The organism is Croceitalea dokdonensis DOKDO 023, assembly GCF_001306415.1.
Lineage (GTDB): Bacteria > Bacteroidota > Bacteroidia > Flavobacteriales > Flavobacteriaceae > Croceitalea > Croceitalea dokdonensis.
In genome coordinates this window covers 163247-178783 of record NZ_LDJX01000006.1, presented here as the reverse complement: position 1 = coordinate 178783, position 15537 = coordinate 163247, and the positions used below count along the sequence as shown (strand labels likewise).

At 38.4% G+C, this 15537-nt stretch carries 11 protein-coding genes; 2 read left to right on the top strand and 9 right to left on the bottom strand.

What is annotated here, in order from left to right:
• Window positions 1-2: 2 nt before the first annotated feature.
• The 9 genes from I595_RS13370 to I595_RS13330 all read right to left on the bottom strand — a co-directional run bounded on the left by I595_RS13370 (window position 3) and on the right by I595_RS13330 (window position 12534).
• The gene (locus tag I595_RS13370; protein ID WP_083467603.1) at window positions 3-1265 is read right to left on the bottom strand and encodes an O-antigen ligase family protein; all 1263 of its coding nucleotides are present in this window, start codon (window positions 1263-1265) and stop codon (window positions 3-5) included.
• Window positions 1252-1860 carry a hypothetical protein gene (locus I595_RS17440; protein WP_157449750.1) on the bottom strand — a complete coding sequence of 203 codons (609 nt, stop codon included), beginning with the start codon at window positions 1858-1860 and terminating at the stop codon, window positions 1252-1254. Before I595_RS17440 ends, I595_RS13370 begins: the two co-directional genes overlap by 14 nt.
• A 752-nt stretch (window positions 1861-2612) precedes the next feature.
• Window positions 2613-3749 (bottom strand): glycosyltransferase, encoded by a 1137-nt coding sequence (locus I595_RS13360; protein WP_054559936.1) that lies wholly within the window; start codon window positions 3747-3749, stop codon window positions 2613-2615.
• 7 nt (window positions 3750-3756) lie between these two features.
• Window positions 3757-5988, bottom strand: a complete 2232-nt coding sequence (locus I595_RS13355; RefSeq protein ID WP_054559935.1) for a radical SAM protein — start codon at window positions 5986-5988, stop codon at window positions 3757-3759.
• Between the two features lie 12 nt (window positions 5989-6000).
• Complete coding sequence (locus tag I595_RS13350) at window positions 6001-7332, bottom strand: flippase (RefSeq protein ID WP_054559934.1); 1332 nt, start codon at window positions 7330-7332, stop codon at window positions 6001-6003.
• Window positions 7333-7357: 25 nt separating this feature from the next.
• Window positions 7358-8416, bottom strand: coding sequence for a hypothetical protein (locus I595_RS13345; RefSeq protein ID WP_054559933.1), 1059 nt, complete (start codon window positions 8414-8416; stop codon window positions 7358-7360).
• 2 nt (window positions 8417-8418) lie between these two features.
• Window positions 8419-10104 carry a DUF6909 family protein gene (locus I595_RS13340; protein WP_054559932.1) on the bottom strand — a complete coding sequence of 562 codons (1686 nt, stop codon included), beginning with the start codon at window positions 10102-10104 and terminating at the stop codon, window positions 8419-8421.
• A 48-nt stretch (window positions 10105-10152) separates the two neighbouring features.
• Window positions 10153-11658, bottom strand: a complete 1506-nt coding sequence (locus I595_RS13335) for a GH3 auxin-responsive promoter family protein (protein ID WP_054559931.1) — start codon at window positions 11656-11658, stop codon at window positions 10153-10155.
• A gap of 6 nt (window positions 11659-11664) precedes the next feature.
• Complete coding sequence (locus I595_RS13330) at window positions 11665-12534, bottom strand: M23 family metallopeptidase (RefSeq protein ID WP_054559930.1); 870 nt, start codon at window positions 12532-12534, stop codon at window positions 11665-11667.
• 152 nt (window positions 12535-12686) lie between these two features.
• Here I595_RS13330 and I595_RS13325 point away from each other — a divergent pair, with 152 nt between their 5' ends.
• Window positions 12687-12878 carry a Sec-independent protein translocase subunit TatA/TatB gene (locus I595_RS13325; protein ID WP_054559929.1) on the top strand — a complete coding sequence of 64 codons (192 nt, stop codon included), beginning with the start codon at window positions 12687-12689 and terminating at the stop codon, window positions 12876-12878.
• Window positions 12879-13342: 464 nt separating this feature from the next.
• Window positions 13343-15412, top strand: coding sequence for an OmpA family protein (locus tag I595_RS13315; RefSeq protein ID WP_054559927.1), 2070 nt, complete (start codon window positions 13343-13345; stop codon window positions 15410-15412).
• Window positions 15413-15537: the final 125 nt, after the last annotated feature.

The following is a 15537-nucleotide window of genomic DNA, read 5'->3' as shown; positions in this document are numbered from 1 at the left end:
TTCTATTCCGTTGGTAAGGTTTGCATGTCTTTGTTTGGATATAAAAGCAGAAGCGAGCAAAAGAAGGCGAAGAATAAAATCCCTTTTTCCCTATATAATAAAGACTCCGTTAACCCTTGTAAACAAAAGGAAATTAAAAAAATTTGTAGTAAAAGATTTTTTTGTTTTAGCGCTAACACGAATAACATTCCAATACTGAGCACAAATAATATAAGACCGATAACACCACTGGATACAAGAGTCTGTAAAAACATATTATGGGAGTTGAACTTTGATCCTTGATTCTTTTGAAACCACAAAATAGAATCAAATTTCTTTTCCAAGTAACAGCTGTCCAGTTCTTGTTGGACATTTGCTACACCTACACCATAAAAAAAGTTTTTCTTTGCTACCGACCAAGAGCACTCCCAATTCATCAATCTCAATGCCAATCCTTGATAGGTCCAGTCTTCATGATAGTTGTACTCAAAGGAAAATTCTGTTATAAAATCTACCCTTCTTTTGAATTCAGGATTCATTTTATAGGCTACTACAGGAATAACACATACTCCAGAAATTAATATGGCCTTAAAGAACAACGCCTTTTGCCTTTTCAAAATGAGATAAACAAAAGAAACAAGCAAGGTAAGCATCGCCATTCTAACACTTAATATGACCATTAAGAACAAAGTTGTTGCCAGGCTGAAAACATAAAGAAAGCGTGATTTATTGTTTTTTGCACCTAATACAAGATAGAAAAACAATATGGCCGCAAAGGTTAAGTACATTGCCATATACAGTTGATGGTGGTGTACCAAAGCCATGGAAAACACATCGTACTTTAACTCAGCAATCGCTTTTGCGATGGAGTTGTATTGTCTATATCCGTTCACTAGTCCGCCAATATAATTTGCTCCTGCCATAAGTAGGGTAGAAAAAGAAAAAGCTTTTAACAATTTCCATCTTGCCCTTGTTGTAATCCCGGCGCTAGTAGCTTTGACAAAAACTGGTATCATAATCAAAGGGGCTAAACCCAAAACCCGTTGCAGATTATCCAATACATTGGGCTGAACAAAACAAGCCGCAAGGTTTACCAAAAACAAAACGGTTATTAAAACTCCTGGCCAAAATATAATCTCTTGATAAGAGGTATGTTTTAATCTTAAAATTGCCACAATGCCGAGTGGAATCAACAACAACATGGTAAGTGCATTGCTCCAAGGAAGTAAAACAGCAATAAGTATTAACAGATAAAATGTTGTTATATCTGTTTTATTTTGTCGCATTAGGTACAATATTGGTTGAATCTATATTTGAAATTTGATACATTTTAAGTAACAAGACTATAGGTAAGGCGTATTCTACCAGTTCAAAATAATACACGAAAAACGATAGTAAAAAAGTATATATGAGAATAAATTGTAAAGGATAATAATCGTCAGAGTTCTTGTGTTTATCAATGATATTCATTGAGGCACGGTAAAGTATGTACATTGTAAGGATTCCAAGGATAAAACCATACTCCATAAAAATAGCTATTACGGACGAAAATGGTTGATTCCTTGTGCCGCCCATCCAAGGCACCCGAGTTGTTATTGTATTAAATAGCGGAAAGACATCTGTTTGATGGTAAGGAGGCCGTTTCTTAACGTTATCCTTAAGAATTTTTGTTCTGGACAAATCTCCGTTTAACAGAAATGCTGCTCTTGAATTATAAGTGCCAGGAGATGTGCCTAGTACTAAAATACTTGGAGTCTCCTTAATTCTTAGCAAAACCCCTTTATAAAAGGTAATCTTTCTGGGCACTCTGGTGGTTTTAAAGTTATTTGCCTTTTCCATCTCTTCCTGATAGTCAAAATCCATGTTATTAACAAAAGACATTAAGGTGTTTTTGATGTAATTGTAGTTATGCCTATTAACTGTTCGTATGACCAACACGCTTATTGCCATAAACAGAAAAGTAACCACAACAACTTTTAAACTACCTCTGCTGAAAATCTTTTTTCTAAGCGTGAATAAAAGGGATAAAATTGCAAGTATTAAACCTAAGCCATAAAAACCAAGGATTGAACAAATCAAGAACACTATGGCAAGTTTTATTTTCTTAACAAAGAAAAATCTTGTGGCATAAATAATGTTAAAAACGCTTAAAATATGGCCCCCAAGCCCATACTTGCCATAAAGGCCATAAAATGCATCATCTAGCAAATCAGAAGTTATCGGAGCAATATACCTATGAGAGTAATGTGTATAGATAAAAGTCGTTAACGCCGTGATATTTACTATGATTAATATGGTTGATGAAATCCGCCAAAATTGAGACCGAAGCTTCAGATGATAAAAATTTCCTGTCTTGGGCCTCGCTAAAATCAACAAAAAAGAAGGAAGAAAGATGTACAGGGACAAAACATTGTTGGTGAGCCAAAGTCCATTATAAAACGACGAAAATGCAGTAATCAAGACCAATATGAAAAAGAAAAAGACCGTTCTGTAACTAAAAGACAACTTAAAAATAACAAGTATAACAAATGCTATGAAAGGATATACCAGTATAAGATACTTTCTTACGAAGGTAAAACTTGCGACAAACAACGCTGCCAACAGTAATTGCTGTAGTTGGTTAAAGCTAATTTTCACCTTGTCTCAATGATTTTTTTTAAATTTTTCAACCCCACACCATAACTATATTTATCCCTAAACTCAGCGAAGCAATTCTGACTGAACAAATTTCTCGTTTCAGCATCTATGGAATTTAATGTAGACAGGATGGTATCCAACTCCTTTAAGTTTTCATAAAGATACCCTGTTTTATTATGGGTCACCATTGAGGACATGGCTCCTAGGTTTTTCGCGATTACAGGAGTGCCATTGGAGAAAGATTCTATGATAGTCATAGGCATTCCTTCGTACCAAATTGACGGAAATATCAAAAACCGTGTTTTTTGCATGAGGCAAAGTATAACATCCCTATCTAGATTTCCATGGAGTTTTATATGCCCAACGTCTTTGGACCTTCCTTCAACAGCTTCGAAAGCTGGGCCATCCCCAACTAAATGAATGTTCAATTGCTGATTTTTTAATAACAATTCCATGATAGAAGCAATACCTTTTTCTTCCGTAAACCGCCCAACAAACAGCAAGTCAATTTCTTTAGGTGTGTTTTCAAATTTAGCCGGGGTGGCTAAAAAATTGGGTTTTAATACGTTATTGGAAAAAAGTCTAGGTCTCCACTTCATATGGATATCCCTCGAGAAAGAGGTAAGAAAAATGAAATTATCAACTCTATTAAAGGTTCCAATGAATAGATTGGCCCTATAAATAAGACCTAGAATAAGGGTTTTGAATTTTGAATTTTGGTATACTCCCCTTGATACGTTTTTTAAAAACCCTAAAAAGGTTTTGGAATCCAAATTAATCCTTCCGTCGTGAAAAAGTGTTCCGCTTGGGCACAAAAACCTGTAATTATGAATGGTGTAATATACCTTTGGTTTTTTTGTGTTAAACCATAAGATTGAAGGGGAGATTTTAAATATAAGGTTATGGATATGGATAACATCTGGCTTAAAATCCCTCACTATTCTTCTAAAACGGATGGCAGACATGATATTAAAAGGACTAAGCACTAAATCAATAAAGCCTAAGTCAGCGTTTGTTTGTTGGTACATTGCCACAGTGTAGCCTAGTTCTTTATAAGCTAACAATTCTTGTTGTACTACGGTATCCTCTCCTCCATATTGTTTGTATTGGTTGTGAACAATGAGAATTCTCATAGAATTACTATTGTCGTTCAATGAATTTCAAGATTTGCTTGTGATTTAAATCCATTATATTAGACCAATTGTCGTCATTAAAAGACTTGAAGAGGCCTCCTACCTTTCCTATTTCTCCAGCCGTATAGTCAATACCATAAACGGGGATATCCAAGCTTTTCATAAAGATACAGGCATGGAATCTCATACAAATCCCCAAATCAAAGCTCTTTAAAAAATACTGCATATCCCTAGCATTTAGTTCTCGGTCAAAAACGTGAAAGTTCTTTATTTTGGCTGCCGTGCACTTGTCTTTTAACCTAAGTGCTGGCTCCATGTCAGAAAATCCATAATGATCAGTATTAAACGGAACTGAAATTAGCGCCACATGATGCGGAAGTTTTTTGATTAATTGAAAAACTTCATTTACAACCTGATCATCCAACTCCGCGGATGACTGATTTGATTTGTTGTATTTGTCCCAAATTGGTCTCAAATTTAGTAACACCAAAGTATCTTGTTGGGTTGTCTTCACCTTATCTAGAAAATCATCGGTTTTTTTTCTTGACCAGCTAATTTTTGGTTCTTTGTGCACTCCACTTAATAGATAATCAAATGCAGGGTCTTGGTTTAGTTGGTATTCCACTGGCAGGTCGTATTTATCCCTCATCTCAACCTTGGCGGCTTTGTTCAATATAGAATTTGCCTTTGCACGGGAATACTTTGTTTTAAATGGGCCCCAACCACAACCTACAATTTCAAACCTTAAACCATTCTTAACAAAGCAATCGATGGTCTTAAGGTGCTCAAATAAATCTATCGGCATCTCCATAATCGGTCCACCTGCCCAAAATAGAACGTCCTTTGCAGAAGCTTCCAAAGCATTTAAAATAGTATAAGGTTTAACCACAATAGTGAGCTCACTTTCAAAGTCTAGGCCACGCACCCAAAACTTGGTCCTATCAGGTCTTTTGCTATAAACCACTACGTTTTTTAAATTAGGGTGCCTTTCTGCAATGCGTAATATCACACCTCCTAGGATAGCGGAGTCGCCAACATGTTCGCCGCCATAGGCACCTATTATGTGTGCCTGTGCGGTATTCTTAGCCTCGCTGATACCGATATTACGGGGACTAATCCCAAAAGCTGACTTAAGGTTAGCAAATGCGAATGTGCTTAATTGCTTAATTTTTGGAAAAAAGGGAAATTTTTGTGACAATACCTCATTAATGATAAGAATTGGATTCCAAGCCCCAGATTGATCATGAATACATGATGGGCAGGTAGAGGATAGCAATGCTTCTAGTTGCTCTCTAGAGTTTTGGGCAAAATACACCTCATAGGGGTCGGTGGTCCTACAATCTCCCAAAGGTTCTTCATCTATTGAACAATGGTACATTTCACCATGGGCAGAGATTAAGACGCCGTTATACTGAAAGTGACAAGGTGCCTTTCTATTGCCGCCAACTGTAAGTCTTTTAGCTAAATCTTTGTAGAACAACCTTCTCCCTGGATTCTCGGTGGTATGGGTCACACTTGTTGATGTGACAAAATCTGCAAAAAAAGAATCGTCCTGATTGCTATTAAAAAACTCGTTGGTTATCTCATGATTATAAAGCCTGTTAATGCTTGTTGCCCTCCTAAAGATATATTCCAAATTATTGGACTTTGCAAAATGGAGAACTTCATTGACCCCAAAAACGTTGTGTTTTGAAACCGTACATTGTATTTGCACAGGAACATTATTTGACTTGGCCACATCAATAGTTTCCACAACCTTTGCCCAACCTCCTTCTATTCTTCTTACCTCTTCATGCAGTTCACCTATACCATCAACGCTAATATTAAGCTTAAAAAAGGTATTGTATTTCTTACATAAAGCTACAATTAGTGGCAATTGCCTTTGCCATTTTGTGGGATGGAAGCCGTGTGAGGTAATCGAAAGGCTTTTTAAGCGTGGCAAGGCCGTTAGAATTGCTTCTACGCAAGCTAACAAATCTTTACGTAAGGTTGGCTCCCCGCCGGAGATGCCAAGATGCTTTGTGTTCTTGAAAAGTTTGTTGGAATAAATTGTTTGTATTTCCTCTGGAGTTAGTTCATTCTCAGATTTATCTTTCCAAACATTGCACATCCTGCATTTTGAATTACAGTTGTCAGTTATGGGAAAATTAACATGTGATGGCAAAATATAACGCTGATTACCAAAACCTGGATTGAGGTAGTATTCATAAAAATAGTTGATAGATTTTGGTAGTTTCATAAATGTTGTTTGTTAACGTTCACTCCTCCCCTTGGCAAACGAGGTTTTAAGAAAATAAAAAGGTGACAATAACTGGTCTATCATAACTGGTCTTAAAACACTAAAGAAGAAATTTGCAAAATATGCCGCAAGCCCATAAGAAATTAAAGTTGCCCAAGCAGCCCCTAAAATACCATAATTAGGTATCAAAATAAAGTTTAAAACAACATTTGACACCAGACCTATTAGACTTCTTTTAAAAATAATGTCCCCTCTATTCAAAGACAACAAAAACTTGCTACTACTTACCAATAGTGCCATAAATAGTATGGACCATGCATAAATTTTTAATACCTGGCTGGACAATAAATATCCTTTGCCAAAAAGCACAATTATTATTTCATCAGAAAAAAAGGATATAAAAATAGTAACCATTCCGGTAATTACTAGTATAATGAAATAAAAATATCTCAACAGATTTCGTTGCTTTATGAAATTTCGTTTCAATTCAACTATTTTGGGATAATACACAGATGAGATGATTACCGGTACCGCGTAAAACATTTCTGAAATTCTAGACGCCGCTGCATAAACACCTACACTTTTATTGTCTAAGAGGAATCCTATTATCAATTGGTCTATTTTTAAATAGAGAATAACGGTTACCGCTGATAACATTAATGGAAGTCCTTGTTTAAATAAATAACTACTAATCCTCTTATTGAGGTAAATTTCTAGAGGTTCTTCCTTTAACGTATTAAATTGAAGCCAAGAAACAAATAAAAACAACCCATACTCCGCAATTGCCGTAAATGCAAAGAATTCGAGGCCAAAGTCATATTGGATTCCTAAGAACCTCAGCAAGCTCCCAACCGTTAAGGCGATATTGCGAGAAATAACGGTTTGCCTATTGTTTAAATCAGCTTCGTTCTTATAAATAAATACATTACTGTTCAGTAAAACTTGTGAAACAAAGATTAAAACGACGACCATTAGGTACTTGGGTTCGGCATTAATTCCAATGACCAAATAAAAAACAAAGAACAAAACCCCTACAATTAATCCTAAAGAAGCTCTAAGTACTAGGGCGTTGCCAATAATCAGCGAAGTTAAGCCAGGAGTCTCCTTTATTTTTTTTACCAGAATAAAATTAAGGCCAAGTCCCGCAATGGCAGGTATGATAGTGCCAAAAGCTAGGATGTAATTCCAAACCCCAAATAATTCTTGTTCTAAATGTCTGGCAAGCAGCCCGTATATAAAAAGGGATATAAGAGCTCCATAAGCCTTATCAAAAAATAACCAAAGTAGATTGCCTAAAACACCGGAAACTAATTTTTTCCCCTGTTCTGCTCTAGGCTTAACCATATGAATATTTATTTAGACCAAACCGTTAAGCTTTGGCAACATTGCCATGCTTTGTTTTGAGAAAAGTATTGAGGTTTCTGACGAGCAATAAAAATATCATTCCAACAACTAAAAAAACAGGTAGAAAATAAACATACCTATTCCAAAAACCTTTTAACTTTACACCTCTTGAAGGAAAATCACTAATTATATTAATTATTTCCGACTTATTTGCCCTTTCCTGATTTAACTGGACCAATCGGTTTTTTAATACATCTCTTTCTTGTACTAGGGCGAGTTCTTTATTTTGTGATTCCCCATTCTCTGCTAGATTAATGTTAGTACCCTGCATAGGTTTTTCCGCTTCCTTCACCAAAACAGTCTTGTATAGCTTTTGAAGTGAGTCTATCTCTTGTAACTGTTGTAAATAGATACGTTCCTGTAAATCTAGGTTGCTATCGCTAATTTGCTTCTGCAGTTTAAAATAGCTGTTCACCGAAATGGAAGAGACAATCGCCGGTTGTATTTTTTTTGCCACTGTATTGTCAGTGCTCACTACGGAAATTTGATGAAACCTTGCGTCCATGGAGTTGAAATTTTCTAAATAACTCTGATAATCAAGAGCACTTACCGTCGTGGAATCAAGTTCACGGATAAAATCATCAAAAAGTTTAATTTTCTGATTTTCATCAGAATAAGATTCTACAAAAATTTCCTTTATTTCAGCTGCCCGCGTCACACTTATGCTGAGAGCATTTGAGAGCGCTATTGAATCCTTTGCATCAGCAAGATCGTTATAGAAATCAATATTGTTATACAACTGTTGAACACTGTTAAAATTTGGTTCAACCACCATTTTTGAAATATATTTTTCTGGAAGGATATTGTCCAATATGTATCCAGCGGCGGCTCCTAGAATAGCACTGATAATCAGCACTAGTGCATTATTCTGAATAAATAGCAAAATTGCTATAAGGCCGGCAAATAGCGATTTGATTATCGCAGCAAAGAAATTGGATATTTTTTGAACACCCCTCCCGATCAACTGGAACAATTGCCCCAGATCAATTTCGTCGTTATTGTTTTGATTTGCCTGGTTAGCCATGTTTAAGAATTAAATATTTGTTCTAAAATCTTATCGGTTATCAAATAGGTGGGTTTTACCCCGGTGGTTCCCAGTCCTCCCGAAGCCAATGTGCTTCCGGTCTTTAAGGGATTGTCAGAGGCGTAATAGGCGTACCTGACCTTTACGCCGTTCCTTATGCTCTTGCGAATCTTGGACGCTGACTGTACCGCCTTTTGATAGTGCACCCCTTCCATTTCCAAACCTATGACGTTCCATGTGGAATCATAGAAAAATTGTAAAATGTCCTTATTTTGTAATGAGGTGCCCAGGACGGTCACCATGGTGCCTTCCACTACATTAAGGCCTTGGCCTTCAAAATTTGCCTTGCTCAACTCATTCTCAAACGGATAATTGTCCGCCGTTCCTTCAAAAATATGGGCAGACGGTATCATTAAATCTCCTTTGTCCCCCTCTAGAATACCTGCTTTTCCCATAATGGAAATGGACGCTACGTTTAAATATTTTGGTGTTTTCCCATTTTTAAAGGGTTTGAGCAGTTCATCTATAGTTTCATAGGCCTGCTCACCAAATGCGTAGTCCATAACAAAGATAATCGGTTTTTCTTGGTCCGGAACATCCAGTTTAAAATCATAGCAACAAGCACCTAAGGCAACTTTTGCCATATCAAATATCTGTACATCTATGTTTGCCCCAGATGTATCATCTATATAAAACATTCCGTTGTTAAGGGCATACTTAGTGACTTGATCCCTTAGATTTTGGTTTTCGGAAGAACTTAAAGCCTCATAAATTTGGAGCAAGCCCTCATTTTTAAATTGTTTTGAAAGTGCCCTTTTTGCAAATAGTGAATTCATGACACTGTGCATATTGGCACTAATAATGTGGATTGGCCTATCTAAAAGATTGTTTTCTGCCAATTTGTTCTTGATTGTATTGGCCCAACGCTCTCCGTGGATGTGATGTCCCAAACGTTCCCGCAATAAGGGACTAAACGTAATGGTTCTCTTTTCCCCGGTGCGCTCTTCCTCTATGGCCAATTTTCCCAGCCAGTAAATTACACTTAAAAACTTATCGGTATTGTTTTTTGTTGCAAGTTTTTTGTGGACCTCAACCACCTCTTCAAAAGACCTGCCCAAGATGTTGGCAGTATGGATCAATGCAACCTCCCTTTCTGCATTGGATGGGTCTTTCTTCTGGATGTATTGCTCCAATTTATCCCAATCCCTAACGGTGGTTTTTGTTTCCTCAAAATATACCTTCTCACAAATTTTACCAGATTCTATGAACAAGAAGGTTAAATGGGTGAGTAAATCATAAATATCTGATCGGCCCCTTGTTATCTCAATATTCATCTGCTCATCATCGATTCGATAGCAGTTTCTTCTTCTTTTTGGCGGAATGATGGGTTTTAGATGGCTCTTGGAGAAGCCCTCGTCCGAAGTGAGGTTGATGAACCGGCACTGTTCAATCCCCTGCGGCAGACGTTCCAAAACATAGATTAACCCATTTAACTCCCCCTTTTCTTCTGCTACCGTTCCATATATCTCTGGGCGCAACAACAAGAGCGAACTCTTTAGGGCATCACCGGAAACACCGGATGGTTTATAAAACCCCCGATTTAGGAGGTGCCGCATGGTAATGTACAAACGTTCTATGGCGTTTGTGGATTCTTGGGCCCTTGTAGTTTCTATTGTATTAATGGACATACCTGCTTTTCGTGGCAAAAATACACCAATCTATTCAATCGTGAATAGCTATTGGTTGGGCGTGGTGAGATGACTTTGGATACCATCTGCCAATTTACGGTCATTGGACAAACGTTGCACTTTGTTCTGGCCCCCAAATTTACCTATGGATTTCATGTAATCTTGAAAACCTCCCAAAACCACCTTGGTCACTTGGAGGGGTTTTAATATGCTTCCTGTAATAAGGTCATCGTAATAGCTGTTTTGCTTTCTCATGGCCTCTTCCAAGATTTGGGCAAAAAGATTTTCATCTTTTGGTGGCTTTTCAAACTCCACCAACCATTCATGGTAAGGAAGGCCATTCTTTGGGTTGGTCTGCGGTGCAACGGTAAACTCGTTAACCAAGGCACCAGTTCCGGCAATGGCCAAACGCATGGCCTCCTCTACCTCTTTGGCTATTACGTGTTCCCCAAAGGCAGAAATAAAATGCTTGATACGCCCGGAAACGATTACCTTATAAGGCTTTAAAGAAATAAACTGAACGGTATCTCCAATGTTGTACGCCCAAAGCCCGGCATTGGTGCTGATGATCAAAGCGTAATTTACGCCGAGCTCTACCTCTGCCAAGGTCAACCGTTTTGGGTTGTTGTCAAAAAATTCATCTGCTTTAACAAACTCATAAAAAATCCCCCCATCCACTAAGAGCAGCATGCCCTTTTCATGCTGTTTGTCTTGGTAGGCAAAGAACCCCTCACTTGCCGGAAACAATTCTATACTGGCCACTTTTCTCCCTATCAAGTTTTCAAATTTAGCTCGATAAGGCTCATAGTTTACGCCTCCGTAAATAAAAAGCTCGAAGTTTTGGAAGAGTTCCCCCACTTTTTTTTGATGCTTCTTTTCCAACTTCTCAAAATACATTTGTACCCAGGAAGGAATACCTGCTATAACGGTCATGTTTTCATGTTCCGTTTCTTTTATAATTTCATCTACCTTGGTTTCCCAATCTTCTATGCAATTGGTTTTCCAACTGGGCAAACGGTTTCTTTGGAGGTAATTGGGTACGTAATGGGCTGAAATGCCGGACAATCGGCCCAATTTAATACCATTCTTCTCCTCCAAAACGGGGCTGCCCTGTAGAAATATCATTTTGCCATCCACAAAATCTGCCCGTTTGGTCTCTGCTATATAATTTAAGATGGCATCACGCGATGCTTGGACCTGGTAAGCAATGGAGGCTTTAGTGATAGGGATATATTTTGCTCCAGAAGTGGTGCCGGACGTTTTTGCAAAATAAATGGGTTGGCCCGGCCAGAGCACATTAACCTCCCCATGCACCACTTTATCCACATAGGGTTTTAGCTCTTCATAATCCCTGATTGGCACATTACTGGCAAAATCTTGGAACGTTTGGATGTCCTTAAAGTTGTGGTCTTTTCCAAATGCAGTTTGGCGGCCTTCTTGCAACAGGTTTTGAAAAACACGTTGTTGGGCCTGAATCGGATTATTAATCCACTTGGTATTTTTTTTAACCACCCTACTCGCAAATAGCTTAGCTGCTAGTGATTTTAAAGACATATCCTTTTAATTAAAATCAATAAAAGATGTGGGGTCCACCGGTTTACCGTTTATCCAAAGTTCAAAATGTAAGTGCGGGCCGGTGGTAAGTTTTCCTGTGTTGCCCACTGAGGCGATCACTTCACCTGCCATCACTACATCTCCCTGCGTTTTGCTCAAAGATCCGTTATGTTTGTAAACAGATGTAATATCACTGCTATGTTGAATGATGATAACATATCCTGTACTGGCGGTCCACTCAGAAAAAATAACCACACCGTCCGCTACTGCTTTAACGGGATTGTCCATGGGTGCCACAATGTCTATGGCAAAGTGTTTTTGCTTTGGTTCATAGTTTTGGGAAATTGAGCCTGTCAAGGGTGTAAACAAAACCGTACCTATATTCTCCAAATTTCGTTCGAACAAATTGTATTTATCCTCCAGTTCTACCTCTTTCCTAAGCTTAAGGTCTTCCTGTATTGGTTTAAGATTTACCGTTGATGGGTCTAATTTATAGCGCTCAAAAAGGGAGTCACGGGTCATTTGATTGTTTTCTATGTCCCCTCTGAGTACTTTTTGCACATTTTCTAAATACTTATTGGTATAATTTAAGACCAGTACCAAAGAATCCGTTTTATAGGTAAGTTCAGTGGCCTGCCTTTTTAGCTTGGTAGAAGAATATCCTGGTATATATTCCCGCAAAGGGGTCAATGCAATTAACAAGGTTGTGAGTGCGATAAGGGTTATGATAAGGAAAGTTCCGGTTACAAAAACGTTGAGTCGGCTCAGTTTAAAGGAAATCTTTTCTTCAAAAGTACTTTCGTTCAAAATGACCATTCGGTACTTATGAAGCAGTTTTTTCTTTATTTCTTGCCGTTTTTTACCCTTTTTTGCCATACCACAAAGATAAACCTCCTTCCTTATTATTTGTTAAATTCGTTTTAATTCGTCCGTTAAGCGTGCTATGTTGTGCAATATAATGCCCTCAACACAGTTTTAACACCGTGCATTTGCCTAATTTTGTACCTTAGCATCTTAAATAAAAGACCATGATTTCATCAACTATATTTTTAGGACTCGTTGGACCTTGGCAAATTGCCCTAATCGTAGTGATTGTCTTACTCCTTTTTGGTGGCAAAAAAATCCCTGAATTAATGCGTGGGCTGGGAAGCGGAATCAAAGAATTCAAGGACGCTTCAAAAGAAGATGAAAAAATTGAGGGTGGCAGCGAAAGCAAATAATCCCTACGTTCTTCCATCGTAATTCAAAAACACTTTTTGTTTATTTTTTAGGCAGGTTTCATAGTCGAAATCCGACTTAAAGCACTACAGCCTTCTGTAACACTGTTGGACACCAAAGTTTTTTGTGTTCTAATCTACCCTTCCATAATCGTTACCTTGTATCACACTCTTTTGGTAAAGGGTGACCACTACTTAGGGCTTTATTTTTTTAATTCTTGCCAATTACACTTTAGTGAAGCTTTTTTTAATTCCTTACCGCATCCGATAAAACTGGGCTTTGCCTGCAACAAAAACTACTACATTAAGGAATTCACTGCGTATACTTGGGTTTTCACAACAAAAAATATCCAATGGGCAAAGGAACCATTAAATTCGTTTCATAAACCATATTGGGGTTGTTGTGACCGTAAGGTGGCATCCACCACTAAGAAAACTAACACTAACCCTTTGCCTAGATTTCAGGTATGAAAAAAGTTATAGTCCTACTCATCTTCGCGATAAGTATTCCTTCCATTTCACAACAACTAAATACTGCTGTTGCGGAGGAGGGTGTTATTGAAAACACCGAAGATACCCTTAACGCCGAGGAATTTGAAAATTTAAAGGCAGAAGCCAATAAAAGAACCTCTGGTAGTGAACGCTCCTCACAACAGAACAAGCTTATCAAAAAAGCCGATGAGTACTTTGAAAAGATGTGGTATGCTGAGGCCGCAGAGCTTTATGACCTTGCCCTAAAGAAAAATAAGAAAGCGTATACCCCCATAACCTTGCAGCGCGCCGGTGATGCCCATTACTTTAATTCAGAAATGGAAAGGGCCTACCATTGGTACAGTGCCCTGTTCGCTGATTTTGAGGATGAACTTACAGACGCAGATTACTTTAGGTATGCGCATATTTTAAAGGGAACCAAAAGGTACAGAAAAGCAAAAAGACTAGTTGGTATATTTAATGAGCGGATTGCCCAACGAGAAGGAATTAATCCTACTGCAAGCTTTGAGGACGTAAAGGCGGAAATCATCGCTAAGAACGTGACCATCAAAAATCTTAACATTAATTCCCGCTTTTCGGAATTTTCACCAATGTATTTAAGGGACGACCAATTGGTTTTTGCTTCCACCAAAGATACGGCCGTGATAAATACAAGGACCTACAAATGGAACAACCAACCCTTTTTAGATTTATATGTAGGTAAGACCACAGATAGTATTGCCACAATCGAGAGCGTCCAAAAACTTTCCAGTACCTTAAATTCCAAATATCACGAAGCCGGAGTTACGTTTTCTCCGGACCATAATGTTATCTACTTTACCAGAAACAACTATGGTAAAAAACTAAAGCGCGCCAAAAACGGCGTGAGCCACTTAAAGATTTATGTTTCTGAGTTTGATGGCGCAACTTGGTCAGAACCTCAGGAATTACCGTTTAATAGTGAAGATTATTCCACTGGCCACCCTGCAATGAGCCCGGATGGCAAAAAACTATATTTTGTTTCCGATCGCCCAGGTGGTTTTGGCGGCACGGACATCTATGTGGTGGATGTTTTGTCCAACGGAGAATTTTCAGCACCAAGAAACTTGGGTCGCGGCATCAATTCCACCAAAAGGGAAATGTTTCCTTTTGTTACGGAGACTACCCTGTCCTTTTCTTCGGACAGAGCCTTTGGGTTTGGTGGTCTGGACGTTTACGAGAGTTCTTTTTCCGGGGACACCTTTAGCGCCCCCATCAACGTAGGGGAACCCATAAATAGCGCATTGGATGATTTCTCCTATATCACGGATGATTCTGGGAACAAAGGTTATTTTGCCTCTAACCGAGAGGGCGGGAAAGGAGATGACGACATCTATGCTTTTGAAGCCGCTGAGGAAAAAGTTCTTGAAGAAAAATTGAGCGATATCGTAGGAACGGTGAGCGATATCCTTACCAAGGAACTGCTGCCCAATACTTTGGTCACTTTAATGGGGGAAAACAATGCTGTCCTGGCAGAGGCCACCACAGACGAAGAAGGAAGCTTTTTGTTTGAAGGGGTAGACACCAACAGCAATTATATTGTGACCGCTAAAAACCAGGAATACCTGCTAAAAACAGAAGCTGTTAGCGTAGCGGAGGAAGAGCAAATTGCCATGGATATCCTTTTGGAAAAATTAGATGGCCTTGTTGTTGACGAAAACGGGGTCAAGAAAGTAGACCTGGATATGATCTACTTTGATTTTGATAAATATTACATACGGGATGATGCCAAAACAGAGCTAGGCAAATTGCTTGAAGTATGGGAAAAATACCCTGATATGGTGATAAAAATAGAATCCCATACGGATGCCAGAGGTCCAAAGACCTATAACAAATGGCTGTCGGATAAACGTGCTAAAGCTACTAGGGACTATTTGATATCCAAAGGTATTGATGCCTCTAAGATCTATAGTGCAATAGGCTATGGCGAAGAATACCCCATAAATGATTGTGTGGACGGCGTAAGGTGCTCTAGGGAGGCACATCAAGAAAACAGACGCTCAGAATTTATCATCATAAGTATGTAACCATAACATCCAAAAAAGCAAAAAGCTGATACCCCTTGGTATCAGCTTTTTGCGTTTAGGGACAATAGTATTCCGTTCATCGAAAAAATCCACTTACCATTGGTCCTACATTACAGGTGCATTAA